The sequence below is a fragment of the Microbispora sp. NPDC046933 genome, assembly GCF_040644635.1.
Classification (GTDB): domain Bacteria; phylum Actinomycetota; class Actinomycetes; order Streptosporangiales; family Streptosporangiaceae; genus Microbispora.
Window position 1 is genome coordinate 121,678 of the sequence record NZ_JBEYWW010000013.1, and the last position, 26,491, is coordinate 148,168.

Annotated in this window: 24 protein-coding genes and 1 pseudogene; 13 read left to right on the forward strand and 12 right to left on the reverse strand. The window is 72.4% G+C overall.

The genetic code is table 11. The annotated features are described in order from the left end of the window. Positions 1-8 precede the first annotated feature (8 nt). Positions 9-1,829 (reverse strand): glycosyltransferase family A protein, encoded by a 1,821-nt coding sequence (locus ABZ857_RS19385; protein ID WP_357044677.1) that lies wholly within the window; start codon positions 1,827-1,829, stop codon positions 9-11. 144 nt (positions 1,830-1,973) lie between these two features. Between ABZ857_RS19385 and ABZ857_RS19390 the strand changes: the two genes are divergently transcribed. Further along, positions 1,974-4,328: a GH1 family beta-glucosidase gene (locus tag ABZ857_RS19390; RefSeq protein WP_357044679.1), complete on the forward strand. Its 2,355-nt coding sequence runs from the start codon at positions 1,974-1,976 to the stop codon at positions 4,326-4,328. A gap of 27 nt (positions 4,329-4,355) precedes the next feature. On the opposite strand, the gene ABZ857_RS19395 is transcribed toward ABZ857_RS19390, so the two are convergent. Continuing rightward, positions 4,356-5,045: an SDR family NAD(P)-dependent oxidoreductase gene (locus tag ABZ857_RS19395; protein ID WP_357044681.1), complete on the reverse strand. Its 690-nt coding sequence runs from the start codon at positions 5,043-5,045 to the stop codon at positions 4,356-4,358. 125 nt (positions 5,046-5,170) lie between these two features. Here ABZ857_RS19395 and ABZ857_RS19400 point away from each other — a divergent pair, with 125 nt between their 5' ends. From ABZ857_RS19400 to ABZ857_RS19415, 4 genes are all read left to right on the forward strand, one after another. Beyond that, positions 5,171-5,809 (forward strand): HD domain-containing protein, encoded by a 639-nt coding sequence (locus ABZ857_RS19400; RefSeq protein ID WP_357044683.1) that lies wholly within the window; start codon positions 5,171-5,173, stop codon positions 5,807-5,809. A 77-nt stretch (positions 5,810-5,886) separates the two neighbouring features. Further along, entirely contained in the window at positions 5,887-6,108 is a 222-nt protein-coding gene (locus tag ABZ857_RS19405; protein ID WP_357044685.1) for an EF-hand domain-containing protein, read from the forward strand. A gap of 91 nt (positions 6,109-6,199) precedes the next feature. Next, positions 6,200-6,853 (forward strand): TetR family transcriptional regulator, encoded by a 654-nt coding sequence (locus tag ABZ857_RS19410; RefSeq protein ID WP_357044687.1) that lies wholly within the window; start codon positions 6,200-6,202, stop codon positions 6,851-6,853. 247 nt (positions 6,854-7,100) lie between these two features. Next, the gene (locus ABZ857_RS19415; RefSeq protein ID WP_357044689.1) at positions 7,101-8,639 is read left to right on the forward strand and encodes an FAD-dependent monooxygenase; all 1,539 of its coding nucleotides are present in this window, start codon (positions 7,101-7,103) and stop codon (positions 8,637-8,639) included. Positions 8,640-8,658: 19 nt separating this feature from the next. Here ABZ857_RS19415 and ABZ857_RS19420 read toward each other — a convergent pair whose 3' ends face one another. The 5 genes and pseudogenes from ABZ857_RS19420 to ABZ857_RS19440 all read right to left on the reverse strand — a co-directional run. Further along, positions 8,659-9,891, reverse strand: a complete 1,233-nt coding sequence (locus tag ABZ857_RS19420; protein ID WP_357044691.1) for an MFS transporter — start codon at positions 9,889-9,891, stop codon at positions 8,659-8,661. A 23-nt stretch (positions 9,892-9,914) separates the two neighbouring features. Further along, positions 9,915-10,904, reverse strand: coding sequence for a pyridoxamine 5'-phosphate oxidase family protein (locus ABZ857_RS19425; protein WP_357044693.1), 990 nt, complete (start codon positions 10,902-10,904; stop codon positions 9,915-9,917). After that, positions 10,901-11,545: a hemerythrin domain-containing protein gene (locus ABZ857_RS19430; protein ID WP_357044695.1), complete on the reverse strand. Its 645-nt coding sequence runs from the start codon at positions 11,543-11,545 to the stop codon at positions 10,901-10,903. The genes ABZ857_RS19425 and ABZ857_RS19430 overlap by 4 nt, the downstream gene beginning before the upstream one ends. A gap of 44 nt (positions 11,546-11,589) precedes the next feature. Continuing rightward, entirely contained in the window at positions 11,590-14,901 is a 3,312-nt protein-coding gene (locus tag ABZ857_RS19435; RefSeq protein WP_357044697.1) for a BTAD domain-containing putative transcriptional regulator, read from the reverse strand. Positions 14,902-14,976: 75 nt separating this feature from the next. Continuing rightward, positions 14,977-15,383: pseudogene (locus ABZ857_RS19440) on the reverse strand (nitroreductase family deazaflavin-dependent oxidoreductase); the annotation flags it as partial. Positions 15,384-15,820: 437 nt separating this feature from the next. Here ABZ857_RS19440 and ABZ857_RS19445 point away from each other — a divergent pair. After that, positions 15,821-17,668 (forward strand): FAD-dependent oxidoreductase, encoded by a 1,848-nt coding sequence (locus tag ABZ857_RS19445; RefSeq protein ID WP_357044699.1) that lies wholly within the window; start codon positions 15,821-15,823, stop codon positions 17,666-17,668. Between the two features lie 97 nt (positions 17,669-17,765). Here ABZ857_RS19445 and ABZ857_RS19450 read toward each other — a convergent pair whose 3' ends face one another. The 3 genes from ABZ857_RS19450 to ABZ857_RS19460 form a co-directional block, all read right to left on the reverse strand. Continuing rightward, a complete protein-coding gene (locus tag ABZ857_RS19450) occupies positions 17,766-18,146 on the reverse strand; it encodes a hypothetical protein (protein ID WP_357044701.1) in 381 nt (126 codons plus the stop codon). Beyond that, positions 18,143-18,700 (reverse strand): MarR family transcriptional regulator, encoded by a 558-nt coding sequence (locus tag ABZ857_RS19455; RefSeq protein WP_357044703.1) that lies wholly within the window; start codon positions 18,698-18,700, stop codon positions 18,143-18,145. Before ABZ857_RS19455 ends, ABZ857_RS19450 begins: the two co-directional genes overlap by 4 nt. Before the next feature lie 73 nt (positions 18,701-18,773). Further along, entirely contained in the window at positions 18,774-19,259 is a 486-nt protein-coding gene (locus ABZ857_RS19460) for a MarR family winged helix-turn-helix transcriptional regulator (protein ID WP_357044705.1), read from the reverse strand. 83 nt (positions 19,260-19,342) lie between these two features. On the opposite strand from ABZ857_RS19460, the gene ABZ857_RS19465 reads away from it, so the two are divergent. Next, a complete protein-coding gene (locus ABZ857_RS19465; RefSeq protein WP_357044707.1) occupies positions 19,343-19,987 on the forward strand; it encodes an NAD(P)H-dependent oxidoreductase in 645 nt (214 codons plus the stop codon). Positions 19,988-20,090: 103 nt separating this feature from the next. Here the strand turns inward: ABZ857_RS19465 and ABZ857_RS19470 are convergent, their stop codons facing one another. Both ABZ857_RS19470 and ABZ857_RS19475 read right to left on the reverse strand, forming a co-directional pair. Next, positions 20,091-21,608: an alpha/beta hydrolase domain-containing protein gene (locus ABZ857_RS19470; protein ID WP_357044709.1), complete on the reverse strand. Its 1,518-nt coding sequence runs from the start codon at positions 21,606-21,608 to the stop codon at positions 20,091-20,093. A 127-nt stretch (positions 21,609-21,735) separates the two neighbouring features. Continuing rightward, positions 21,736-22,125: a nuclear transport factor 2 family protein gene (locus ABZ857_RS19475; protein WP_357044711.1), complete on the reverse strand. Its 390-nt coding sequence runs from the start codon at positions 22,123-22,125 to the stop codon at positions 21,736-21,738. Between the two features lie 58 nt (positions 22,126-22,183). Between ABZ857_RS19475 and ABZ857_RS19480 the strand changes: the two genes are divergently transcribed. The 6 genes from ABZ857_RS19480 (at position 22,184) to ABZ857_RS19505 (ending at position 26,477) form a co-directional block, all read left to right on the forward strand. Then, the gene (locus ABZ857_RS19480) at positions 22,184-23,131 is read left to right on the forward strand and encodes an RNA polymerase subunit sigma-70 (RefSeq protein WP_357044713.1); all 948 of its coding nucleotides are present in this window, start codon (positions 22,184-22,186) and stop codon (positions 23,129-23,131) included. 17 nt (positions 23,132-23,148) lie between these two features. Next, positions 23,149-23,781, forward strand: coding sequence for a DUF1707 domain-containing protein (locus tag ABZ857_RS19485; protein WP_357044715.1), 633 nt, complete (start codon positions 23,149-23,151; stop codon positions 23,779-23,781). Positions 23,782-23,845: 64 nt separating this feature from the next. Further along, positions 23,846-24,082 (forward strand): hypothetical protein, encoded by a 237-nt coding sequence (locus ABZ857_RS19490; RefSeq protein ID WP_357044717.1) that lies wholly within the window; start codon positions 23,846-23,848, stop codon positions 24,080-24,082. Positions 24,083-24,107: 25 nt separating this feature from the next. Continuing rightward, on the forward strand, positions 24,108-24,839 hold the full coding sequence (locus ABZ857_RS19495) for an rRNA methyltransferase (protein WP_357044719.1): 732 nt from the start codon (positions 24,108-24,110) through the stop codon (positions 24,837-24,839). 54 nt (positions 24,840-24,893) lie between these two features. Then, positions 24,894-25,748: a hypothetical protein gene (locus ABZ857_RS19500; protein WP_357044721.1), complete on the forward strand. Its 855-nt coding sequence runs from the start codon at positions 24,894-24,896 to the stop codon at positions 25,746-25,748. A gap of 189 nt (positions 25,749-25,937) precedes the next feature. Beyond that, a complete protein-coding gene (locus ABZ857_RS19505) occupies positions 25,938-26,477 on the forward strand; it encodes a hypothetical protein (RefSeq protein ID WP_357044723.1) in 540 nt (179 codons plus the stop codon). The last annotated feature ends 14 nt before the right edge of the window (positions 26,478-26,491 follow it).

Here is a 26,491-nt window from a genome sequence, read left to right on the forward strand (position 1 = left end):
ATTCGCAATTAGTGCCGGCGCAAGGCCCGGAGCACCCGTCTGACCACGGTCAGCGGGGTGGACACCCGCACCGACATGCTGAGCCGCCGGTTGACCGCGGTGGCGTACGGCCGGACGGTCCACTGCACCACTCCCCATCGCAGCGCGCCGCGCCACCAGCGCAGGGGCCGGTCCAGCGCGTCCGCGTCGGCGACCTTGACCGGAAAGCGGATCGGAGGGCCGCCGAGGTCGAGTTCGAGGTAGGCGTCCCAGGTGCCGGGCCGCAGGCCGGCCGTCTCGGCGGCGAACTCCCGTGGCCCGGCCGCCACGGCCCGCTCGCGGTGTTCCCGCCCCGACGCCCGCTCGCGCCAGATCAGGTGCCGTACGGCCGCGGCGGCGGCCTCCTCGCCCACCAGTGCCCGGCCCTCGACCCGCAGTCGTCTGCCCCGCCACCACACCCGCGTCAGCCGTACGGCGGCGGGGACCCGGGCGACGCGCCCCCCGACGTCGAGGCCGAGGTGGCCGTGGGACCGGGTGAGGAAGGGCACCGCGACGACACCGCCCACCAGGTGGGCGGCCGGAGCACCGGCTCCGGGTTCGCGGCGGGAGCCGAGCCGGGCGAGCCTGCGCGCGCCCTCGCACTCGACGGCCACGTGGACGTCCCACACGCCGGACGGCAGCGCCGCCACGTCGAGCATGGCGGTGAAGGATCCGGCACCGGTCCCGCCGCGGGTCAGGGAGGGCACGCGCTCCTCACGCGACAGACGCTCGCGCAGCACCAGGCCCACGGTGCTGTCCAATGCGGGGCCTTCCATGTCCGTGTCGGCGAGAGCGGCCCACCCTTCGATCACCAGGCGGTCGCCCCGCCACTCGACCCCGGTCAGCCGGTGCCGCAGCGGCGCGGCCTCGACGCGCGCGAGCCGTACGAGCCGGTCGGGGTCGTCGAGCACGGCGACGCGGGCGGCGTCCACACCGTCGAGACCGGCGCGCACGCCCGGCGTCAGCCACTGGCCGCAGATGTCGGCCACCTCGACGGCGATCTTCTCGCGCTCGGCCTCGCAGGCGGCCAGGAACGGCACCCCGAGCTGGGCCAGCACGTCGCGGCGCAGGTGCCGCAGGAGCAGGCGGTCGCGCAGCACGCCGGGCGGCACGTGCCGCGCCATGACCTCGATGGGCGTGCGGACCACCCGCAGCCAGCCGAGCGGATCCCGCGCGGGCGCCTCACCGCCGCCCTCCGCGTGGTAGCAGTCCCGGTCCGCGACCACCGAGATCACCCGTGCGTGGCAGTACGCGTGGACGGTGAAGGTCATGTCCTCGCCGCGCCGCTGCGTCTCGTCGAAGCGGATGGCGTGCCGTTCCAGGAAGTCCCGGCGGAAGAGCTTGAAGCAGGACAGATCGTCATAGACGGCGGTTAAGGAGGCCTTGTCGGCGCTCTCCCGCACCCCATGGCGGGCACCGGCGATCTTCCCCACGACGACGTCGGCGCCGTTCCGGTCGGCCGCGGCGACCAGGCGGGCCAGCGCGTCGGGGGCGAGGTGGTCCCCCGCGTCGCAGAAGAAGACGTATCTCCCGGCCGCCCGTTCCAGTCCGCGGTTGCGGGCGCCGCCGGGCGTGCCGGGCTGGGCGTCCTGGATCACTGTGATCAGCCGGCGGTGGTGCGCGGCGTAGAGGCCGAGCAGCGCCCGGGTTCCGTCCCGCGAGCCGCCGTCGACCACGATGATCTCCTTGGCGACCCGCTGCACGAGCAGCGAGGTGAGGCAACGGTCGAGTGACGCCCGGCGGTTGTACGCCGGGACGACGACGCTGACGTCGATCCCCCGATCGGCGCGCTGGTCACTCTCCGTATCCATCGCCCTTCATTATGTGCAGACGACCCGTGCGAACCGCGTGTGCGCCGCGCCGGGCGCGCCGGGGATGTCCGCCCTGCAAGTGGCGGCGCCGACGTGCGACGCGGCAGACTGAGCGCTCACCGAGTCACCGGGGGTTTCGCGTAGATGCGCACCGCGTTGTTCCCAGAGGGTTTCGTCTGGGGAGTGTCCACGTCCGCGTTCCAGATCGAGGGCGCCACCGACCGCGACGGCCGCGGCCCCTCCATCTGGGACGCCTTCGCGGGCGGGGGATACGGCGACCCGGCCTGCGACCACTACCGGCGCCATCCGGAGGACGTCCGGCTGATGCAGGACCTGGGCATCGCCGCCTACCGGTTCTCGGTCAGCTGGCCGCGGGTGCTGCCGGAGGGGCACGGCCGCGTCAACGGCCCGGGGCTCGACTTCTACGACAGGCTCGTGGACGAGTTGCTGGAGGCGGGCATCGCGCCGTACGCCACCTTGTACCACTGGGACCTGCCGCAGGCGCTGCAGGAGGGCGGGGGGTGGACCTCGCGTGACACCGCCCGCCACTTCGCCGACTACGCCCGCGTCGTGTACGACAGGATCGGCGACCGCGTGGACACCTGGTTCACGTTCAACGAGCCGTGGGTCGCCGCCTTCCTCGGCCACGCCTCGGGGGTGCACGCCCCGGGCCTGCGGTCGGCGGCCGACGCCTTCGTGAGCGCCCACCACATGCTGCTCGCGCACGGGCTGAGCCTGGAGGCGCTGCGCGCGCGGGGCGCCGCCAGGGCCGGCCTCGTGCTGAACCTCTCCCCCGTCCTCACCCCCGCGCAGCTCGCGGACATGTCGGTCGGCATCCCCGACGAGGACGCCGCGGCGGTGGCGAGGATCGACGCCCTGCACAACCGGCAGTTCCTGGAGCCGGTGCTGCGCGGCCGCTACCCCGCCGACCTGCTGCCCCTGATCGAGAAGACCGCCGGGCTCGGCCACATCCGCGACGGGGACCTCGACCTCATCGGCCGGCCCATCGACCTGCTGGGGATCAACTACTACACGCCGATCGCCGTGCAGGCCCAGCCCAGCGCCCCGGCCGACCCGGCCTTCCCGGGCAGCGAGGGCGTCCTGTTCTGCAGCGTGCCCACCGCCGTCACCGCCATGGGCTGGCCCATCATGCCGAGCGGCCTGTCCCTGCTCCTGCGGCGCCTGTCGGAGGAGTATCCCGAGACCGAGCTGATGATCACCGAGAACGGCGCCGACTTCGAGGACGTCGTGACCGGCGACGGCATCCACGACGTCGACCGGATCAGCTTCGTCGAGGAGCACCTGCGGGCCCTGCGGGCCTCGCTCGACGAGGGCGCCCGGGTCCGCGGATACCTGCTGTGGTCGCTGCTCGACTGCGTCGAATGGGCGGACGGCTACCGGCGCAAGTTCGGCATCGTCCACGTCGACTTCACCACGCAGCGGCGGCTGCTCAAGGACAGCGCGCTGTGGTATCGCGACGTCATCAAGCGCAACGGGCTCGGCGCGGAGCGGCCCAAGCGGCCCACCCTCGAGACCGTCGCCGCCCGCGCGGGCGTCTCCCGGGCCACCGTCTCGCGGGTCGTGAACGGGGAGGCGTCGGTCAGCCCCGACGTGCGCGCCGCCGTGCTGCGCGCCGTCCAGGAGCTGGGCTACGTGCCCAACGCCGCCGCCAGGAGCCTGGTCACCCGGCGGACCGACTCGGTCGCGCTCGTCCTGTCGATCCCCCGGCACGGCGGCGAGGCGCTGACCGCCGCCGTCGTCCAGTACGTCACCAGCGTCCTGGAAGGAGCCGGCAAGCAGATCACCCTCATGCTCGCCGACACCGCCGAAAGCCATCGGCGCATCATCCGGCACGTGGAGGCGCGGCAGGTCGACGGGGTCGTGCTCGTCCCCCCGGACGGCCCGGACACGCTCACCGAGCGGCTCGCCCGCACGGGAGTGCCGGTCGTGCTGCTCGGCAAGCCCGCGATCGCCTCCCTCGTGCCGCACGTTGACGTGGACAACGCGGGCGGCGCGAGAGCGGCAACCCGGCACCTCCTCGACCGGGGACGCCGCCGCATCGGCGTGATCTGCGGCCCCATGGACCTCGTCGCCGTACAGGACCGCCTCGCCGGGCACCTGGCCACGCTCCACGAGGACGGACTGCGGCCGATGATCGCGCTCGCCGGCCTGGACAGCGCGTCGGGCGCCGCCGCGGCCCGCGAGCTGCTGTCCGGCGGCCAGGACCCGGACGCCCTGTTCGCCACCTCGGACGAGCTGGCGATCGGCGCCCTGGAGGCGGCGCGCGAGAAGGGGCTGCGGGTGCCGGAAGACCTGGCGATCGCCGGCTTCGGCGACATCCACGCCGCCTCCTGCACGACCCCGCCCCTCACCACGGTCCGGGTGCCCGCCGCGGACCAGGCCCTGGCCCTGGCGCGGCTGCTCCTGTCCCGCCTCGACGGCCGCCACACCAGCCCCGTCGTCCTCCCCACGCGCCTGGTGGTGCGCGGCACGACGTGACCCTCGCGCCCCTCACGCACGGAGGGTCTACCAGGGGATCGGGCCCTCCTCCGAGCTGAACGTGCCGGTCGGGCCGCCGGGCGGAAGGGTCGCCATCCGCACGGCCACCGCCGCGCCCTCGGCCGCCGTACGGGTGCCGGTGTGGCCGGTCAGGTCGGTGGCGCAGTGGCCCGGGTCCACCGCGTTGACGAGAACGCCGGAGCCGGCCAGCTCGTTGGCGTAGAGCACGGTGAGCGCGTTGAGCGCGCTCTTCGCCGAGTTGTAGGCCAGCATCGCCCACCCCACGTTGAAGTCGTCCTTCGCCTGGGTGAGGGCGAGGGAGGCCAGCCGGGTGGTCATGTTGACGACCCTGGCCGCGCCGGCCGCCCGCAGCAGCGGGATCATCGCGTGGGTGACGGCGACGACCCCGAACACGCCCACCTCGTAGGTGGCGCGCATGTGGTCCGCCGTCGCGTCCGCCGGGCTCACGCCGTAGTCGCCGCAGATCGCGGCGTTGTTGACCAGCACGTCGAGCCGCCCGAACTCCTCCCCGACGAGCTTGGCCGCGTTCGCGACCATCCCGTCGTCGGTGACGTCGAGCAGCACGGGACGGGTGCCTTCGGGGGCGTGGCTCTCGTCGCGCACCCCGGCGAACACCGTCATGCCGCGCCCGGCGAGCTGCCGCGCGATCTCCCTGCCGATCCCGCGTCCCGCTCCCGTGACCAGTGCGATTTCCATCGGCTGTCCTCCTTCTGTGTCCAGGGCGCACAGTCTCGGAGCGATCGCTTGGAGCCTTCTGAGAGCTCACTTGGACCAGCCGCGGGAACGCTGCGGTGGGGACCGGGAACACGAGGAGGGGTGTCATGGGCGAGACCATCGCCGGAGTCGCCGTGCCCGATTCGGCGCTCGCGAAGGAGGCGACCGAGCTGGTGCGGGAGGCGGCGCCCCCGCTGCTCTACCACCACTCGCGCCGGGTGTTCCTGTTCGGCTCGTTGCGGGGCCGCGAGCTCGGGCTGCGGGCCGATCCCGAACTGCTCTACGTCGGGGCGATGTTCCACGATCTCGGGCTCACCGAGCGATACCGGCGTACGGACCAGCGGTTCGAGATCGACGGCGCCGACGAGGCCCGCCGGTTCCTCGCCTCCCACGGCGTGCCCGAGGACGGCATCCGCAAGGTGTGGGAGGGCATCGCCCTGCACACCACGCCGGAGATCCCCTACCGGCTGGAGCCCGAGGTGGCCCTGGTGACCGCCGGTGTGGAGGCCGACGTGCTCGGCATCGGATACGCCGACCTGACCCCGGAGGACGTCGCCGCGGTCGTCACCGCCCATCCGCGTCCCGACTTCAAGCGGCAGATCCTGGCGGCGTTCACCGAGGGGTTCAGGGACCGTCCCGACACCACGTTCGGCACCGTCAACGCCGACGTGCTGGAGCACTTCGTGCCCGGGTTCCGGCGCATCGACTTCGTCGAGGTGATCCAGGGCTCCGCCTGGCCCGAGTGATCGGGCCCTATCGATCTTTCGCGCCGTACGGCATAGGTTGTCTGGTGTCGTCCCTCCGGTGCGAAGGCAGGTCCTTGGTGACTCACGAACTCAGCTACGAGCGGTTCGAGACCCTCAAGCGTGAATTCGAGGCGATCGACGGCGACGGCGACGGCTTCATCACCGAGGCGGAGCTGCGGGCGCACTTTCCCGGCCTGCCGCCGGAGGCGATCGGCGCGCTCGACCGGGACGCCGACGTGGACGCCGACGGCCGGTTCTCTCTTGAGGAGTTCATCCGCCTGAACGGCGCCGGCGACTGAGCCACCGGGCGGCGCCACAAAAGTGCGCCTTCCGCAAACTTACGCCTCACGCATCTTTGCGCCGCACGCAAGTAGTTGTATGGTGGTCCACGTGAGCAGGGAAGGCGAGCGCCCGGGGCTGCGCGAGCGCAAGAAGCAGGAGACGCGCATCGCGCTGAGCTGGGCGGCGATCCGGCTCGCCGTGGAGCGCGGGTTCGAGAACGTGCGCGTCGAGGACATCGCCGCGGAGGCGCGCGTGGCTCCGCGGACCTTCAACAACTACTTCTCCAGCAAGGGCGAGGCGATCGCCGCCAGGCACCTCGACCGCGCCCGCCTGATCGCACAGGAGCTGCGCCGCCGCCCGGCGTCGGAGCCCCTGTGGGAGGCCATCAAGATTGCCGTAGTCACACAGCTCGCGATGGGCGAGAGCTACGACGCCAGGCAGCCGGACCAGCAGTGGCAGACCGGCATCCAGCTTATGATCAGCGAGCCCTCGTTGCAGGGCGAGATGCTCAAGGCCAACGCCATCGCCGAGGACGAGCTGGCCGCCGTGATCGCCGAGCGGACCGGCACCGACGTCACCCGCGACCTCTACCCGCGCCTGGTGGCGGGCGCGGCAGGGGCAGCGATCAGGGTGGCGATGGACCAGTGGTTGCGGGCCGACCCGCCGGTGCCCATCAAACCACTCATCGAGGACGCGCTCGGCCGGCTCGCCGCCGGACTGCCCGAACCCCGACAGCCCGAGCCCCGACAGCCCGAACCCTGACCGACGGACGCCCCCGCCGGGGCGTTCCACAACTCGCCGCGTGACGTGACCTGACGTGCCGCGCCGGCACGCCGCTCGGCCTTCCACGCCCTGACGCGGGCTTCGTCCCGGCGCCCGTCATTCGCCGTGCCGCGAACGCGCCACACCTTCGACGCACCACACCTTCGACGCGCCACACCTTCCATTCGCCATGCCCGGATTCCCCGTGTCCCGATTTCCCGTGTCCCGATTGCCAAGGAGGACCGCAATGACCGCCGACGTCGTGATCGCCGGAGCCGGACCGAACGGGCTGATGCTCGCCTGCGAGCTGAGCCTGAACGGCATACGCCCGATCGTGCTGGAGCGCCTGCCCGGGCGTACGGAGGAGAACCGGGCCAACGGGCTCGTCGGCCAGGTCGTCCGCGCCCTCGACCGGCGTGGCCTGTACGAACGGCTGAGCGGCAGCGCCGAGCCGCCCCGGCCGAGCCCGGCCTTCGTGTTCGGCGCGATGCGCCTCGACCTGGGCAGGCTCGACGACAACCCGATGTACGGCCTGCCGGTGCCGCAGCGGCGGATCGAGCAGGTGCTGGAGGAACGCGCGCTCGAACTCGGCGTGGAGATCCGCCGGGGCCACGAGCTGACCGGGCTCTCGCAGGACGAGGACGGCGTCACCGCGGAGATCGCCGGGCCCGAGGGCGGCTACCGGCTGCGCACCCGCTATCTCGTCGGCGCGGACGGCGGGCACAGCGTCACCCGCAAGCTGTGCGGCATCGGCTTTCCGGGGGTGACCAGGGACGACTCGGTCTCCCGCGGCGCGCACGTCAGCATGCCCGCCGAGCTGATCGACCCCGCCATCGGGGGACTGAACGTGCCCGGCTACGGGCCGATCCCGCCGTTCATGCACCACCGCACCGACCGCGGTCTGTTCGTGTACGGGCCGTTCCCCACCGGGACGCTCGTCAACACCACCGAGTGGCACCAGGACGTTGGCGACCAGCCGATGAGCCTGGACGAGCTGAGGGAGAGCGTGCGCCGCGTGCTCGGCGTCGACCTGCCGTTCGGCCCGCCCGAGGGCCCGGGCCCGCACCAGTTGCGCCGCCTGACCGGCGGCAACACCCGCCTGGCCGAGCGGTTCCGGGACGGCCGGGTGCTGCTGCTGGGCGACGCCGCGCACGTGCACAGCGCGATCGGCGGCCCCGGCCTCAACCTGGGCCTCCAGGACGCGGTCAACCTCGGCTGGAAGCTGGCCGCCGAGCTCCACGGCTGGGCCCCGCCCGGCCTGCTCGACACGTACGAGACCGAGCGGCGCCCGGCCGCCGAGCGCGTGGTCATGCACACCCAGGCGCAGTCGGCGCTCATCGCCCCCGGGCCCGAGGTCACCGCGCTACGCGTGCTGTTCACCGAGTTGCTGCGCGATGAGCGGACCACCAAGCACATCGCGGACCTGATGTCCGGTGCGGACATCAGGTATGACCTCGAAGGGGTTCACCCCCTCATCGGGCGGCCGGCCCCCGACCTCGTCCTGGAGACGGCGACCGGCTCCGTGCGGCTGGCCGAGCTGACCAGGACCGCCCGGCCGCTGCTCCTCGACCTGACGCCGGACGCCGCGCTGGCCGGGGCCCTGGATGGATGGCACGACCGCGTGGACCTCGTCGCCGCGAGGACGAGCCGGGACGGCCTCCCCACCGCGCTCCTGCTGCGTCCGGACTGCTACGTGGCCTGGGCGTCGGACTCCCTCCGGCCCGACGTGAAGGAGCACGACACCCTGCGTACCGCCCTGACCTCGGCGTTCGGCCCGGCCCGCTGAGCCGGGTGACCTGAAGTCGTCAGCCGGTGGCGCCGGACAGCTCCGGATTCTGCTGGCGGATGGGCGTGAAGAACGCGGCGACCGCGATCACCAGGCAGGCCGCCCCCGCCAGCAGGCAGACCACCGCGACCCCGTGGCGCTGCGCGCCCCAGGTGAGCACGGCCGCCCCCGCCGGGCCCAGCGAGAAGTGGATCGTCCAGAAGGCCGAGGTGACCCTGCCCAGCAGGTGATCGGGGGTCACCTGCTGGCGCAGCGACATCGAGCAGATCCCGGCCACGCTGACGCACGCGAGATAGGCGGCGGCCGTCGCCGCGGCCACCGGAACGCCGCCGGACAGGCCGAGTCCCACGATGGCGAGCCCGGCGACCGCGATCGCCCCGATCCAGGACGCGCCGAACCCCAACCGCCGGCGTACGGGACCGACGAGAAGCGAGCCGGCGACGGTGCCGAGCGCGGCGACCGCGAGCACCACGCCCACGGCGCCGTCGGTCTGGCCGAGGTCGTGCTTGAGGTGGTAGATCAGCACGTCGGTCAGCCCGAGGGTCAGGAAGATGAAGAACGACAGCAGGACGGTCAGGGCACGCAGCACCGGCTGCCGCCACAGGAAGCGGGCCCCGGCGAGCAACTCGCGCCAGGGCCCCCGCTCCTCCTCGGGCGAGGCCGGCGACGGCTGCCGCCTGAGCCGGATCATCAGAACGCCCAGCGCGGAGACCCCGAAACTGGCCGCGTTGATCGCGATCGCGGCCGTGGGGCCGAACCACCCCGCCACCACCCCGGCCAGCAGCGGCCCGCCGACCCCCGCCGCGGCGGCGGTGGCGCCCAGCCGTCCGTTGGCCTCGGTGATCCGGTCCGCGTCGACCAGGCCCCGCACCGCCGTGACGTACGCGACCTGGAAGACCATGCCGATCGCCTCGCTGACCGGCAGGACCACGTAGAGCAGCCAGACCTTCGGCCCGAAGGCCCAGGCGACCGGGACGATGCCGTACAACGCCATCCTCGCCACATCGCACCAGATCAGCAGGCGTCTGCGGTCGAGCCGGTCGACCAGGACCCCGGCGAAGACCCCCGCCCCCACCGACGCGGCGCTCGCCAGGCCGGTCAGCAGGCCCATCTGCGCGACCGATCCGGTCACGTGCAGCACGAGCAGGGGAACGGCGATGAGGGCGAACGAGTCCCCCGCGACCGACAGCGTCTGGGACGCCCAGAACACGGAGAAATCCCGGTTACGCCACAGCTGTGATCCTTCTGCCACCTCACCATGCTGCCGTACGTCGATCAGGTGCGGGGGCGGCGGACGACGGGCACGGGCTGGCCGCGGCGGGCGGCCTCGGCGCGCAGGCGCTTCCTGAGCATCCTGCCCTGTCCGAGGAACGAGCGGAACCGCTCGCGGCTGCTCCCGGCGAGGCTCCAGTCGTTCAGGGCCCGCTCGACCCGTACGGCCAGCCGGTCGCCCTCCCCCGTCGCGGTCCCGACGAGCACCACGTTCTCCTGCCACTCCATCGCCGGGCCGTGCCGATGGAAGGTGAGGCACACCGGCCCGGCGACGGCCTCGACGCCCGCCGGCAGCAGCAGGTCGAAGCCCGCCTCGGTGCGTGCGGCCGAGCGGGTGCGCACGGCCAGCGGCATGCCGCCGGCGTCGACCATGGTGACGACGGGCTCGCCCAGGCGGGCCGCGCGGCCGGCGAAGGGCCGCCAGTCCGCCGGCGCGACGGACCGGCTCGGCAGCCGGGGGCCCTTCGGAGCGGGGTCGGAGACGGGCGCGGCCGCCTCACCGGGCCGGGTCCACACCTCCGGTGTCCTCGACAGGTCGCCCTCGGGCCACCAGACGATCCGCTCCGGGGTGACCTCCACGTAGACGCGGGCGAAGTACCACCCCAGCCGCTTCGTCAGGAACCACGGCATCCCCGCGGACCCCGAGCCCGTCCTGGCCAGGGACTCCCGCACGTACCTGTCGGTGTTGGCCTGCAGATCGGCGTCGCGTACGGCGGCCCGGCCCTGCACGAGGACCACGGGCGGCAGGTCGAGGCCGCTGCCCTCGGCGGAGGAGTACAGCAGCGCGACGCGCGGGTCGCGGCGGGCCCGCTCCGCCTTGTCGGGATAGGTGAGGCCGGTGCTCACGTCGAGCGTGCCGCCCGCGCCGACGTACGGCGTGACCGGCCAGGTGACGGGCCGCCCGTCGCGGGTCAGCGAGGCGTACTCGCAGACGACGGCGTGGTGGAACAGCTCGGCCGCCTCGCGCGGCCAGGTGGTCAGGGTGGTCATCATGACTCCGGGGGTGCGGGCAGGGAGATGGAGGCGCCGTACAGCCGGGCGAACCGCCGCTGGTAGGCGGGCCACCAGAACAGGCGGAACATCAGCCGGGCCACGACCGGCAGGTCCGCGAAGGTGGCCGTGAGCAGGGCGGGGTCGGCGCTGGAGGCGAGCCAGCCGAAGATGACGGGGATCCTGCGGCGGCCGAAGTCGGCCGTCGCCTGGCGCCTGTCCGCCTCGATGTCGTCGAGAGTGAGGTGCCGGAGCATCAGCGGCACGGCCGCGCGCTCCTCGTGGTCGAGGTGCTCGTTGAGCAGCTCGTGCAGCCGCCGCAGAGCGGGAGCGCGCTCCGGCAGGGGCGCCGCGCGGTCGGCGGCGGCCGTCACGAGCGGGTCGAGCACGGCGTGCTCGGACTCCAGCTCGGCCAGCACGTCCGCCGCCTCGGGGGCGTGGGCGACGAGCTTGGGCCACAGCGTGGTGTCCTCGTGGGTGTGGTGGGCGTGGAGCATCTCCAGCAGCAGCGCGAGCTGCTCCTCCAGGAGTTCCTCGTGCTCGCCGTCCCGGGGGGCGCGGCACGCCTCGGCGAGGCGGCCGAACTCCGCCCGGAAGCCGGCGTGCATCAGCAGGAAGCCGGCGAGGTGTTCTTGTGTGATCATCTGTTTCCCTCACGTGTGTGGGAAACAGCGTGCGTTTCCTGCCCTTATGAGCACTTGTCGAGGGCTTGTCGGGCCCTTGACAGCCAGTAGCCCGCGCCCGCCTCCTCCAGGACGCGCACCGCCTTCCGCAGATGGGCCCGCGCTCCCGCACGATCTCCCAGCGCCAGCAGCGCCTCGCCCAGATGGGCGTCGTACGCCCCCTCGACGGTGGTGCAGGAGCCGTTCACGTGCAGCAGGCCGGCGAAGGGACGGAACGCGTCGTAGACCTCCCGCACGACGTCCAGCTCGCCGAGCCGGATCGCCGCGTGCAGCCGGCACATGGTGGCCGTCGCCCATTGGTAGTCGCGCGGCGGGAGAGGGGTCTCACGCAGCAGCCGCAGAGCACGCTCACGCTCGCCCAGGTCCGCCAGTGCCCAGGCCAGGACGTAGGCGAGCCCCGCCAGGCCCGTACGCCGGAACATCTCCTCGATCCATTCCACCTCCGCGCCGAGGCGGTCCTCCTGGATGAGCGTCTCGGCCCGTACGGCGAGCATGGCCACCTCGAAGTACGCGAGGTCGGAGATGGACAACGCCGCCCTGACCGGCTCGAAGTGGCGGGTCGGATCGGGCACGCCCTGGAACAGGTCGAGCCCCACGTGCGCGATCGCCGCCTGCAGCGCCAGCGTCGGGTTGTGCAGGTCGCGCAGCAGGGCGTCGGTCTCCTTCAGCGACTCGCGCGCCTCCGCCACCCGACCGTGCTCGACGAGATGGGCGACGAGGTGGAGCTGTGCGATCACCGCGAGCTGGGACGACAGGTCCGGCTCCGCCAGCAGGCGCCGCGAGGTCTCGGCCAGTTGGTCGATGAAGTCCTGCCCCTGCATGGCGAGCAGCCGCAGATGGAGCACGCGCCGCAGCAGCGCGGGGTCGCCCAGCCGCTCGGCCGCCGCCACGGCCTGCGACGACACCCGGTCGATGTGGTCCTCGCCGCCGGTATGGGCCAGCACGACGGCCCGCACGGCCTGCGCGGACGCCCAGGCGGGGGCGTCTCGCGGCAGCTCGCGCACGGCACGGTCCATCGACTCCCGCAGGACCCGCACGTCCAGGTCATGCCGGAAGGGGACCCAGACACCATGCCCCATCGCGATGTCGGCGGCCCTGACGGCCCGCTCCAGGTCGTCTCCGGCGAGGGCCAGCGCCTGTTCGACCGCCTCGTAGCCCTCGTCGTACCGCCCGGCGGCGTAGCGGCTCTCGGCCAGGCCGACCGCGAGCTCGAACCGCTCGGCCGCCTCCGCCCCGGCGAGCTCGGCCGCCGCCAGCGCCTCCTGCCAGGAGGTGGCCGCGTCGTCGAGCGCGTGCCTGCGCATGGCCGCACGCGCGGCACGGGCGGCGTAGTCCATCGCCATGCGGGCAGGCTCCGGGCCCAGCTCTGCCGCCGCCAGCCAGTGCCGCGCGATGGTCGCCGCCTGGTCGTCCCGGTCGCCGTACGCGCGGGTGAGCACGCCGGCCAGCCGCGCGTGCACGCCCGCCCGCCACAGGCGGGAGCGGCGCGACAGCAACGCGTCGGTCACCAGGGCGTGCGCGAACGCGTACCCGCCCAGCCTCGTGCCCGACTCGCGGATCAGACCGGCCGCGAGCGCCGCGTCCAGCGACGGCACCAGGTCGCCCAGGTCTCGCCCGGCGACCTCGGCCATGACCCGCGCCTCGAACTCGTCGCCCGCGACCGCGGCCAGCTCCAGCAGGGCGGCCGCCTCCTCCCCCAGCCCGGCCACCCGGTGCAGCACGACGTCGAGCACGCCCTGCGGCAGTTCCTCGCCCGCCCGGGCCAGCTCGGCGAGGAAGAACGGGTTCCCCCCGGTGCGGCCGCGCAGTTCCCCGGCCTTCCGGCTGCCCGGGTCGCGGCCGGACAGCTCCCGCACGAGCGCGCGCACCTCCTCGGCCGCGAGCCCGTCGAGCCCCAGCCTGCGCGCGCCGAGCCGGGACAGCGCCGACAGGGTGGCGGACAGCGCCGACGCCTCGTGCCGCCGGAAGCTGGCCACGACAAGCAGGCCCGGCCGCGCGGTGGACGCGACGTGGACCAGCAGGCGCAGCGTCGCGTCGTCGGCCGCGTGGACGTCCTCCAGGACGACGGCCACCGGGCCGAGATCGGCCAGGAACGTCCCGACCGCCTCGAAGAACCGCAGCCGCGCCCCCTGCGCGTCGTACGCCGGGATCGCCTCCACCCCGCCCGACAGGAACGTGCGGACCTCCTCGGGCAGGACGGCGCCGGGTGCCGCGTCCGCGAGGTCGCGCAGCACCTGCTCCCACGGCCACAGGGCGGGCGCCGTCTCGTGGTCGGGGCTCGACCCCCACCCCACCGGGACGCCGGCGGTCGCGCGGAACCTCCTGAGCAGGCTCGTCTTGCCGACGCCCGGCTCGCCGTCCACGAGCACGACCTGCCGGGCCGTGGACGCCGCCTTCACGGCGCCGGCCAGGAACTCCAGCGCGCTCTCACGTCCCACGAACGGCCCGTCGTCCGCGCGTCGCCGGGGGTCGGATCGTCTGGGGTCGGATCGTCTGGGGTCGCGTCGTCCGGGTGCGGACCGTCTCGGGGGCGGCGCGGCGGGCCTTGCCGCCGGAGTCAGCGCGGCGTCCTGGCGCAGCACGGCGGTCTCCAGCTCGCGCAGCCGGGGCCCGGGATCGATGCCCAGCTCGCCCGCGAGCACCTCGCGCACCCTGCGCAGGCACTCCAGCGCCGCCGCCTGGCGGCCCGACCGATAGTGAGCCAGCGCGAGCAGCTCCCAGGCCCGCTCCCGCAGCGGGTGGTCGTGCACGAACGGTTCGAGCCGCGCGACCACGTCCGTGTGGCGGCCCAGCTCCAGCTGTGCCCCCGCCAGCCCCTCGACCGCGTCGAGCCGGAGCTGCTCCAGGCGGGCGATCTCCGGCCGCGCCCACTCCTCGGACCGCACGTCGGCGTACGCGTCGCCCCGCCACAGGGCGAGCGCCTCGGTGAGGACGGCCGCCGCCTGCTCGTGCCGTCCCTCGCCCAGGTGCCCCGACCCCGTGGACACGAGCGCGTCGAAGTCCCGCGTGTCGAGGTCGAGCCCGCCGGTCATCAGGCCGTACCCGTCCGCCGCGCTGACCAGGACCGTGGCCGGCGCCCCGGCCTTCCGGCCGGGCTCCAGACGGCGGCGGAGGTTGGAGACGTACACCTGAAGGCTGCCCTGGGCGCTCGCGGGCGGGCTGCCGCCCCAGAGCCGATCGGCCAGCACGTCCGCCGGGAGCACGCGATCGGCGTTCATCGCGAGGAGGGCCAGGAGCGCTCGTTGCTTGGGCGGCCCGGCCGGCATGGCCTGCCCGGCCACGACGAGTTCCATGGGACCGAGGACGTTCAGCCGCACGGGCCAATGCTAGGGAGACGGCGTGAACCGGTCCAGCCGTTGCATTCCCGGCCCACCGGACGACACCGGCGGGACCCTCTCCAGCACGACGACCGGGATGGTGCGGCCGTACGCGCCTGGTAGTCGCCGTATCCCGGCGCCACGCGCACGACGTGCTCGAACAGCCGCTCGCGCCGTTCGCCCTCGGCCGGCACGGCGACGGCGTCGAAGACCTCCTCGCCGAGCTCGACCCGTACGGCCGGATGCGCCAGCAGGTTGTGATACCAGGCGGGGTGGCGGGGCGCACCCCCCGCGGACGCGACGACCAGCAGCAGGTCGCCGTCGCGGACGTACCCGAGGGGGACGGTGTGCTCCCGTCCCGACTTCGCGCCGACGGTGGTCAGCAGCAGCAGGTCGCCGCCCTCGAACGGGCCGCCGACCTTCCCCCCGTTGGCGCGGAACTCGTCGATGACGGACTGGTTGAAAGACAAGCGGGACTCCAAAAGGTACTGACATTTGCGGGCATGGGAACGGCCCACGACGGGCCACGACGACAGGGCGACCGGCGTACGCCGCCTGGGAACCGGCCCAGCCGGACGAGTTCTACACGGAGGCCGGGCAGCGCCGGCGCATCGAGACGCTGCTCGACGAGCACGACCGGGGCGAGCGCTGGCCGGCGGTCATCCTCGCGGGCGGAGAGGTCGCCGGTCAGGTGACCGTGAGCACGATCCTGCGCGGCCCCTTCCGCAAGGGCTTCCCGGGCTACTGGGTCGCGGACGGCGCATGGCATGACGAGGTGTTCTGGGAGCGAGTGCTGGACGGCACCTCGTCTTGACCATTGCCTGGGACACCAGTTGCCCGTTCCCGGCGCGTCGCGTGCCGTCGCATGACCATGACCCCGAAACTCACCCTCCGTAACCGTCTCGCGGAGGAGGAGTTCGTGGTCACAATCGACCGTCGGGGATTCGCCAGGCTGGCCGGACTGGGCGCGGTGGGATCGGTCATGAGTCCCGCCCTGGGCACGGCCCCCGCCTCGGCGGCCCGCGCGCCGTACGCGGGAGAGCGCTGGCAGACCTGCCTTCGGGTGGCACGCGACCACCTGCTCGTCGACGGGAACGGCAACGACCTCAAGCACCGATACCTGCAGGTGCTCATCGACAGGGGCCTGCCCAGGACTCGTACGCCCAAGAAGGTCCTGGTCGTGGGGGCCGGCATCTCCGGCCTGGTGGCCGCGACGCTGCTGAAGCGGGCCGGGCACCACGTCACCGTCATCGAGGCCAACGGCAACCGGATCGGCGGCCGGATCAAGACGTTCCGGACGGGATTCCAGGACCGGCGGCAGTACGCCGAGGCGGGGGCCATGCGCATCCCGGACTTCCACCCGCTGACGCTGGCGCTCATCGACAAGCTGGGGATCACCCGCCGGCCCTTCTACAACGTCGACGTGTCGCCCGGCGCCGTGCCCCGCGGACCGGTGCCGCCGGTCGTCTACACCTCGTACTCGGGACAGGTGTGGCGTTCCGGCCCGCCCAAGGGGACCTTCACCGCGCCCCCGCGCATGAACCACACGTTCATCCACGTCAACGGCATCACGCAGCGGCGCGACGAGTACGCCAAGGATCCCCGGAAGATCAACGCGTCGTTCGGCCTCAGGGACGACCGGACCGCGGCCGAGATCCTCGACAGTGCCCTGGACCCGGCGAGGGACTACTTCTCCGTACGGAAGGGTGACAAGCGGGTCGACAAGCCGCTGTCCGGGCAGATCGAGGGCTGGGCCCGGCTGCTGTACGACTTCGACGGCTACTCGATGTACGCCTACCTGAAGGAGCACGCGAAGCTCGGCGACGAGGCGATCGACGCCATCGGCACGCTGGAGAACCTGACCTCCCGGCTGCCGCTGTCGTTCATGCACACGTTCCTCACCCGCAGCCTCGTCAACCCGGCCGTGACCTACTGGGAGATGACCGGCGGCAGCAGGGAGCTGCCGTACGCGCTGGAGCCGGGCCTGCGCGACGAGATCCGCATGGACCGCAGGGCCGTACGGATCGAGACGTCCGGCCGGGGCGTGCGCATCTCGACGGTCAGCGAGGCGGGCAGCACGGAGTCGGAGTTCACCCGGCAGACGCCGCGGGAGACGTTCGAGGGCGACGTGGCGATCATCACGGTCCCGTTCTCCGCGCTGCGCCACGTCGAGATCGCGCCGGCCCTGTCCTACTCCAAGCGCCGCTCCATCATGGAGCTGCACTACGACTCCGCCACCAAGGTGCTGCTGGAGTTCCGCAGGCGCTGGTGGGAGTTCACCGAGGAGGACTGGAAGCGCGAGCTCGGCGGCCGCTACCGCCCCGGGCCGGTGACGCACGTGACGGGCGGCGGGTCGGTCTGCGACAACGCCAACCGGTTCATCTACTTCCCCTCCCACCCCGTGCCGGGCAGCGAGGGCGGCGTCGTGCTGGCCAGCTACTCGTGGGCCGACGACGCGACCCGCTGGGACTCGATGGACGACGAGGAGCGGTACGGCTACGCGCTGCGCGGGCTCCAGGAGGTGCACGGAGACCGCATCACGGAGTTCTACACCGGCCGCGGCCAGACCCAGAGCTGGATGCGCAACCGCTACGCCTTCGGCGAGGCCGCGGTCTTCACGCCCGGCCAGATGACCGAGATCCACCCCGCCATCGCCGTTCCCGAGGGCCCGCTGCACTTCGCGGGCGAGCACACCTCGCTCAAGCACTCCTGGATCGAGGGCGCCCTGGAGTCGGCCGTACGCGTGGCCCTGGAGGTCAACGGCTGACCCGCACTCCTGCGGGGCCCCTCATACCCGGGATGCTCGTGCCCGGGATGCTCGTGCCCGGGGCCCCGCGGGTTCACGCGGGCAGGCGACCTGGCGGTTACGGCTCGATCTCGGCTCTCATCGGCTGCCAGGGCGAGGCGTCGAACACCAGCAGGATCGAGACGATCTTGCCGCCGTCCAGGCGGAAGTGCTCGGCCGTGCGCTGCGTGCCGGCCGGCGTCGCGGTGTGCACGTCGTAGACCAGCGTCGCCTCCGCGTCGCCGTACAGCTCGCTGATGAGGTCCACCCCGGTCACGATCGACACGAACCCCGGCAACGTCGCCAGATGCCCCGCCCGATCGGTGGAGCTGAAGAACGGGCTCTGGAACCGGAAGGGCTCTCCCAGATGCGCCGCGGCGGCGGGCGCGTCCCCGCGGAAACGGGCCTCGTGATAGCCGCGTACGGCGCGGCGCGTCTGTTCCTGAGTGGTCACGTTCACGGCTGGGACCCGATCTGACGGAGGTGGGCGGCGAGGCGCTGCTGGTTGGCGGCCAGGCGCAGGCAGAGGTCACGGAGGACGACCAGTTCCTCGGGCGTGAACCCCTGGAACAGCGCCTTCATGGCGAGCCGCGACGGCTTGCGGAACGCCTCGATCCATTCGCTGCCGGCAGGGGTGATCTCGGCGAGGACCGAACGCCGGTCCCCGGGGTCGGGGACCCGGCGGACCAGCCCGTCGCGTTCCAGTGTGTCCACCAGGCCGGTGACGTTGCGGGAGCTGACCCCGGCGGCCCGGGCGAGCTCGCCGATGCTGATCCCCCGCTCGCTCGCGTCGAGCCGGATCAGCAGGTCGAGGGCGCCCGCGCTGACCCCTCTGCCCTCGGAGCCGTGGGCACGCATGCGCTCGACGGCGTGCCAGGCGGTCCGGACGGCCGCGCTCGCCTCGAACGCGCGCAGATCGCCGTCGTGGCCGGCGAGCCGCCCCATCGCCGTCCTGGCTCGCGGGTCGTACAGGGAGCCGTCAGGATCATGCTCATAGATATCTACGTCCTTCATAGTAAGAACATAGATTAGTACGTACTTCCAGATCTTGTGATCCTTTGCTGGAAGCAGGCCGACCGCCCCGCGCTCAGCAGGGTGGGACTTCGTCGCAGGAGGCCGCCTCCACACAGGCCTCCGCGCCGCCGGCGGCCACCCGCTGGAGCAGGCCGTAGAGGGTCTCGCGCTGGTCATGATCGAGCGCGCCGAGCACCTCGTCCTCGACCGCCGCCAGCGCGAACTCGGCCTTCGCGAGCCGCTTCGCGCCCGCTTCGGTGAGCTCGACGACGTGCCTGCGGCGATCCTCCGGCGACCGCCGCCGCTCGATCAGCTTCTCGGCTTCCAGGTCGTTGAGCAGCCCGACGACATTCGTCCCGTCCATCTCCAGCGTGCTCGCGAGCGCCTGCTGGGTGCTGCCGCCGCGGTCCCGCAGCACCGTGAGGGCGACGAGGTGGCGGGGACGCAGGCCGAGCGGCGCGAGCACCGACTCGGAACGAAGACGCAGCCGGCGCGCGAGGTGTTCGAGCAGCGCACCACACCGGTGCACCGGCTGGTTGACGACGGGCAGGGACGTCATGGTCCAACTCTAACCGACTTGACCTACGACAGGCATAGGACTAATCATTTGTGCAGCATCAATCATTTTGGAAGGGTTAAGAGATGCCTCATCTGCTGCACATCGACGCGAGCATCCAGGGCGAGGGTTCCGTCAGCCGCAAGCTCACCGCCCGGGCCGTCGCCGCCTGGCGCGCCGCGCATCCCGAGGGCACCGTCGCCTATCGCGACCTGGGCAGGGCCCCGCTCCCGCATCTCGACCAGGAGAACGGCCTGGCCCGGATGGTCCCGCGGGAGCAGCACACCCCGGCCCAGGCGGCCTCGTGGGCGTTGACGGAACAGTTGGTCGGCGAGGTGAGGGAGGCCGACACGATCGTGCTCGGGCTCCCGCTCTACAACTTCGGGGCGCCCAGCGCCGTCAAGTCCTGGGTCGACCACCTCATCGCCCCAGGGCTGTCGTACGACCCCGCGACGGGCGAGGGCCTGCTGGGCGGGCGTGACTTCCTGGTCCTCGCGAGTCGCGGCGGCGGGTACGGGGCGGGGACGCCCCGCGAGGGATGGGACCACGCGGAGCCGTGGCTTCCCCACGGCCTGTTCATGACGGGCCTGCAGCCGCGCTTCATCACGGCAGAGCTCACCCTCGCCTACGTCACACCGTCGATGGCCGAGCTGATTCCGCTGGCCGACAAGAGCCTCGCCGCGGCGGAGCAGGCGATCGACGGTCTCTGGACTGCCACCGCCGTGGCGTAAGGACCCCGGCGGAAGCAGGCCTCCGGCCGGCGAAAGGCCCCTTCCCACGCGCGGGAAGGGGCCTTCGTCGTCGCGGGAGGGAGCCTTCGCCTCGGTGGCCGCGTCAGCCGCCGATACCGGAGTTCTCCGCGGCGGCGACGATCGTGGTCGCGTCCTCCGGGAGGAGATGTCCGGCGTTCACCGACGCCTGCGCGGCCGCCCGCACCTTGCTCACGTAGTCGGCGTGCGTCGGGTAGAGCCGGCTGAGCGCCGGCTCGGCGGTATGCGGCAGGGCCGGGTCGGACGGGTCGCCCGCGTTGTGCCGGTCCCACGGGTCCGCGTCGCCGTTCCACGGGTCGCGCGCGCCGTAGAGGCCGCAGAAGATGCCGCTGCCACTGGTGTCCCGCTCCCCCGTGAGCGTGCGGGTCGGCACCGCCACGTCGGGGAGCCGGATGCCGCCCACGGCCAGGCCCGTGCCCGGGTCGCGTAGCTCGGGGTGCAGCAACGCCCCGCTCGGCGGCCGGGGCCCGCCCCTCGCCCAGGCGGCCAGGTGACGCAGCGCGGCGTTCATGGAGTAGTGGCCGGGTCCGTCGTTGAACGGCGCCGACCCTGCGGCGCAGTCCGCCTGCGGCGCGGCGGAGCCCGCCGACTTCTTCACCGTCGCGTCACCGAGGTCGTACGCCCACTGGTCGCCGTGCGCCGTACCGGCCAGCTCCCAGTGCACCACCCGGTCGGTGTCCGGCTGACGGGCCGCGAACGCCGTCGGGACGTCGGTCTCGGTGAGCACGACGAACGTCGGCACCGACAGGTCCGTACGGATCCTGCTCGGGTTCGGCATCGTCAGCACGTCGAGCAGCTTGCCGCTGATCGGTGAGCCGACCGCGCCGTTGCTGTGGATCATGAAGCCGTCGTACACCTTCGACACGGGCTGGACGGCGTTGGCGTACGTCGTCATGAAGCCGGCCGACTGCGACTCGCCGTCGGCGAGCAGCGTCGTGACGTGCAGACCGCCGAGCGGGTCCGGCCCGTCCGGGATCCGCAACGCCTGTCCTGCCTGCGAGAAGATGTCGTACGCGTAGGCGTCGCCGGGGTGGACGAGGCTGCCGTACCGCGCCGGGTCCCAGCCCTTGAGACCACGGATCTCACCGAGGCCGCCGTTGACGCCGACGTCCTGCGCCGAGACGCCGACCCATGCGTAGCCCTTGCGCAGCAGTTCGTCCCGTTCGAACCAGTAGTCCGGGGACAGTTCGATCTGGCCGCTCACGTTGAGCCACTCGACCACGACCGTGCCGTTGAACCTCGCCGGATCGGCGGGCCGGCGGACCAGGAGCCGGGTCCTGTACGCGGCGCGGCCCGACGCCCGGACGTCCCACCGGCCGTCGGAGGTCCAGATGCCGGACTTGGCGTAGGAGGTGGCGGTGCCCTCGATGAAGTACTCGCTCTCGGTGTAGCCGAACGAGCCGAGATCCTCCGCCGCGGCGAGGAACGGGAAGCCGTGGTCGCCGGCGGGCGGGACGCTGACGGTGGGGCTCGCTGCCGCGGCCTGAGCGGCCGGCGGGGCGCCGAGGAGGGCGGCGGCGAGCGCCGCCCCCAGCGCCACGGCGGTGATCCGCCGCCGGGGGGACCGGACGGGTACGCGCACGGGTTACCTCCGTGAGACGAATGTCGGGGGACGAATGTCGGGGGACGAATGTCGGGGGACGGATGCCGGGGAGGCACAGTGTCACCCGCCCCGCCCGGCCGGGTAATCGGCGGAATCACCGGTGTTCCTACTGGCCCTGAGAGGCACCGGCCTGGGCCTGTCGGCGGCGGAACTCGTCGAACGGCGTGCGGTCGAAGACGAACCGGTTGTAGACGATCTTCCCGTCGCGGACCGTGACGCACTCGGCCGCGGGCGCGCTCCTCGCCGGGATCGTCTCCGCGTCGTACATCATCAGGGCCCTGTCGTCGTCCCCGAACGCCGCGATCATCTCCGCCCTGACGAGGAACCGTTCGGCGAAGGGCGCCAGGAAGTCCCGGTACGCCTGGATCCCGACGAGCCGTCCCGCCGGGGCGTCGAGCACGACGTCGTCGGCGACGTAGCCGGTCGCGAGGTCGAGGTCCCCGCCGGTCCACGCGCGGTGGTAGGCGAGCGCGATCTGCAATGCTGAGCTGGTCATCATGTCTCCTTCCGGTGCTGCCTTGTACGACACCGGGGACCCGCGGAACGGAACGGTCGTGGCGGAAATCGCGTTCGAAGAGCTCACGGCGTACCGGCAGGAGCTGCTGCTGCACTGCTACCGCCTGCTGGGCTCGCTGACCGACGCGGAAGACGTGCTGCAGGAGACGTTGCTGGCGGCCTGGCGTGGCCTGGACGGCTTCGAGGGCCGTGCGTCGTCGCGGTCGTGGCTCTACCGCATCGCCACCAACCGGTGCCTCAACGCCCTGCGCGACCGCGGCAGGCGGATGCCGCCCGCGCCCAGCCCGCCGTTCCAGCCGCCCGAACCGAGCCGCCACGGCGACGTACGGTGGCTGCAGCCGTACCCGGACACCCTCCTTGAGTTCGTGCCGGACACCGGCCCGGGCCCCGAGGCGCGCTACACGGCCCGGGAGGCGGTCGAGCTGGCCTTCGTCGCCGCGCTCCAGCGGATCCCGCCGCGGCAGGCCGCCGTCCTGGTGCTCCGCGACGTGCTCGGCTATCCGCTGAGCGAGGTCGCACCGATGCTCGGCACCACACCGGCAGCCGTCAAAGGTCTGCTGCAGCGGGCACGGGCCTCGCTCGGCCACCGCCGCGGTGAGCCGCCGGCGCAGGGGTCGGCACAGGAGCGGGATCTGGTCCGCCGCTTCGCCGAGGCCTTCACCTGCGACGACATCGAGACTCTGGTCGCCCTGCTCACCGACGACGCGTGGCTGTCCATGCCGCCCGCACCGCACGAATACCACGGTGTGGCGGCGATCGCCTCGTTCCTGCGGGCGAGCGCCGCGTGGCGGGCGGGCCGGCGCCTGGAGCTGGAGCCCACCCGCGCCAACGGGCAACCGGCGTTCACCTGCTCCCTCGACGGCGAACCCACCGGGGTCGTCGTGCTCACGCTGACCGGCGAGCACGTCCGCGGCATCACCCGGTTCCTCGACGGCCGGCTACAAGAACATTTCGAAGCGGAGCGAACTCCCTGCCGGGTCGAATGAGAACTATCGTGACCAGCATGGAAAATCCCCCTCAGCGCCGGGACTCCCCGACGTCTCACCTGCGCGCCTCGGACAGCAACAGGGACCAGGTCGCCGCCCTGCTCGGGGAAGCTCTGAGCACGGGTCAGCTGAGCCACGAGGAGTACTCCGAGCGCCTGGACAGCCTCTACCAGGCCAAGACCGTGGGAGAGCTGGAGGTCCTCACCCAGGACCTCCAGGTCGAGCGGCACCGTCCGGCCGCGAGCCCGGCGTCCTACACGCCGGCCGCGAGCCCGGTGTCCTACGCACCGAGCGCGAGCACCGAGCCCGACAACATCATCGCCGTCTTCGGCGGCACCGACCGTAGGGGCCGCTGGCGGGTGCGGCGGCAGACCAAGGCGCTGGCCGTCTTCGGCGGCGTGCGGTTCGACCTGACCGAAGCCGAGTTCGAGGCGAAAGAGGTCGAGATCACGGTCAATGCGATCTTCGGCGGGGCCGAGATCATCCTGCCCGAGGGCGTCGGGGTGCGCTGCCAGGGCGTCGGCGTCTTCGGCGGCTTCGACGTACACAACAGCCCGGACGTCGACCCGTCGGCGCCGGTGATCGTGATCAAGGGCCTCGCGCTGTTCGGCGGCGTGAGCGGCAGGGTCCGGCGCCGCCGCGACCGCTGAGCCCGGGTACGGCGCGCGAGGAGCTCCAGAAAATCGGTAGACAGCGCCGATATCATCCCCAAATGTGACAATCCTCGACGTCGACCAGTTCGTCGCGGGCGGGTTCGCCAAGGTGGAGGCGGGGGTCCCGCACGAGGTCCGCGACGCGGCCAGAGGACTGCTGTGGCAGCGGATCGGGGGGTCGCCGGGCGATCGGTCGGGGACGCAGCCGGTGGTGTGGGCGCCGGATCTGACCCCGACGCGGCCCAAGCCACCGGCGCCCGGCGAGGACACGCCGCTGGGACGGGCGACCGGCTGGTGAGGGGTCACGAGAACGGCCGCGCGTCGTGACCTACCGGCACGCGACCGTGCGGGACGACTATGCCCATCTGGCCAGCGGCGCGGTGCTGCATTCGGCTCCGGGGTTCCCCGCCTTCCCGGTCAGGCTGGCCAGCGAGATGTTCCAGCGCGCGATGGAGCTGCGGGGCGGCGGCCGGGCCACAGTATGGGATCCGTGCTGCGGCAGCGGCTATCTGCTCACCGTGATCGGGCTGCTGCACCGGCGCCGGATCTCGGCCGTGCTGGCCTCGGACATCGATCCGGCCGCCGTCCGGCTCGCGGAACGGAATCTGGGCCTGCTGGCGCAGGCCGGGCTGCTGGCCCGTGCCGCCCATCTCGCCGAGCAGGCCGAGCGCCTGGGGCGCGCTTCCTACACGGCGGCGGCCGAGGCGGCACACCGGATCGCACGCACGCTGTGCGCCGACGGCGGTGACCTGCCGCACGCCGCGTGTCAGGCCGACGTGTTCGACGCCGACCGGCTCCGCCAGATCCTCGGCGGGCACCGGCCGGACATTGTGATCACGGACGTGCCCTACGGCGAGCAGACGTCCTGGCACGGGCCCAACGGCGCCGACGGGGCCGCCGGCATGCTCGCCACCCTGGGCTCGGTGGTCGGCGAGAATACGGTGATCGCGGTGGCGGTCCGCGGACGCAAGGCACCCCGCGTCGGCGGCCTGCGTACGTGCGCGTCTTTCAAGATCGGCACCAGAACGGTCGCCCTGCTGCGGCCTGAACCGTGAGGTGGCGCCGGTCGGCGCCGTGAACCCTGCGGCCTTCGCGCCCGTCTCAGGTGCATGAGACGCATCTGGCTCGTAGCCATGCTCGTGGCGCTCACCGCGTGTGGGACGGCACCTGCGGCGACCGTTCCCACGGTGCGATACCAGGCCGACGGGACGGTGCTGTCCGACTCATGGCACGGCCCGCAACTCTGCGCTACCGTCGCCGAGTCCCTGCCGCCCCAGTGCGGCGGGCCTGACATCGTCGGATGGGACTGGAACGCGGTCGAGCACTCCGCTCAAGGCGGCGTGCGCTGGGGCGAATACCACGTGGTCGGCACCTGGGACGGGAAGAGCCTGACGCTGACCGAGCCTCCGAGTCTCGCCCAGCGTCGTAACGCCCCGCATGACCGATCCGACTTCACCACGCCGTGCCCGGAGCCCGCCGGCGGCTGGCGCCCGGTGGACCCGGCGAGGGCCACGCAGAAGGCGTTGGAAGCCGCGATCGCCAGGGCCCGGAAGCTTCCCGGGTACGCGGCCGCCTGGCTCGACCAGAGCTACCTCGACGAGATAGAGGGCTTCGACTCCCACGATCCTCGATGGGTGGAGCGATACGCCAACGACGCCGAACGGCTCGTGTTGAACCTGCGGTTCACGGGAGACCCGACCGTTCACCAGGCCGCGATCCGCGAGGTCTGGGGCGGCGCACTCTGCCTGAGTCGCGCCCGGCACACCGAGGCGGAGCTACGCGCACTCCAGAAGAGGGCACAGAAGGACATCAAGGACTTTTACTCCGCCTCGATCGACGAGCGGGCCGGTCACGTCGAGATCGGGGTCTGGGTGGCCACACCGGAGTTTCAGCGTGAGGTCGACAAGAAGTACGGGAAGGGCCTCGTGGTCCTCGAAGGCTTCCTTGAGCCGGTGAACTCGTAGGCCGCTTCCGTTCCACCGGCTCCTCGCCGGCCGGAGCGTTTCAGTTCCACCGGCTCGCTTCAGGAAACCCTCGCCGCTCCCACGCGAACGGCGCTGCCGCGATTTGCCAAGTTCCTGAGCGGCATATTCGCCCCGGTATCCTGCAGCGCATGGTCATAATGGCGAAGTGACCGATTTCGAAGGCGTCTCATGATCCGAGTCATCGCCCGTGTCCGTGGCCTGCCGGTGGCGTTGACCGTATGCGCATACGCGGCGGCCGTACTCACGCTTACATGGCTGACCCAAGCCGGTTATCTCGGCGATGCCATGTATGGAGTGATGACCATGATCCTGATGGCCTTTCCGCTCTCCCTTGTCGGGACTTCTCTGTACGGGACGCTGAAAGACGCCGTCATCGGTCAGAAGCACGACGACCCCACCTACGGCTGGAACTACGACTATGGCTGGGATTACGTCCTGATGGCCTGGCCGGGGATCGTCACGGCCGTCGTCCTGATGCTCCTGCTGAGGGGGCGGCGCACCCGTCCGATGGGCCGGGTTGCCGGTTGGGCGCTGACGGCGGTCGTCGCCCTGACGGGCGTGCTGATCACCTTTGACGGGTGGACGCCCCGTCGGCCATACGGCTGGCCGTTCCTCGTGTACGGGCTGGTCATGGCCATCGGGTTGATCGCCGCGCGCAAGCCCGCGCCGAAGGCGGCTGCCCGTCCCAGCACAGGCTCACCGGTTTGAAGAACGCACCTCCT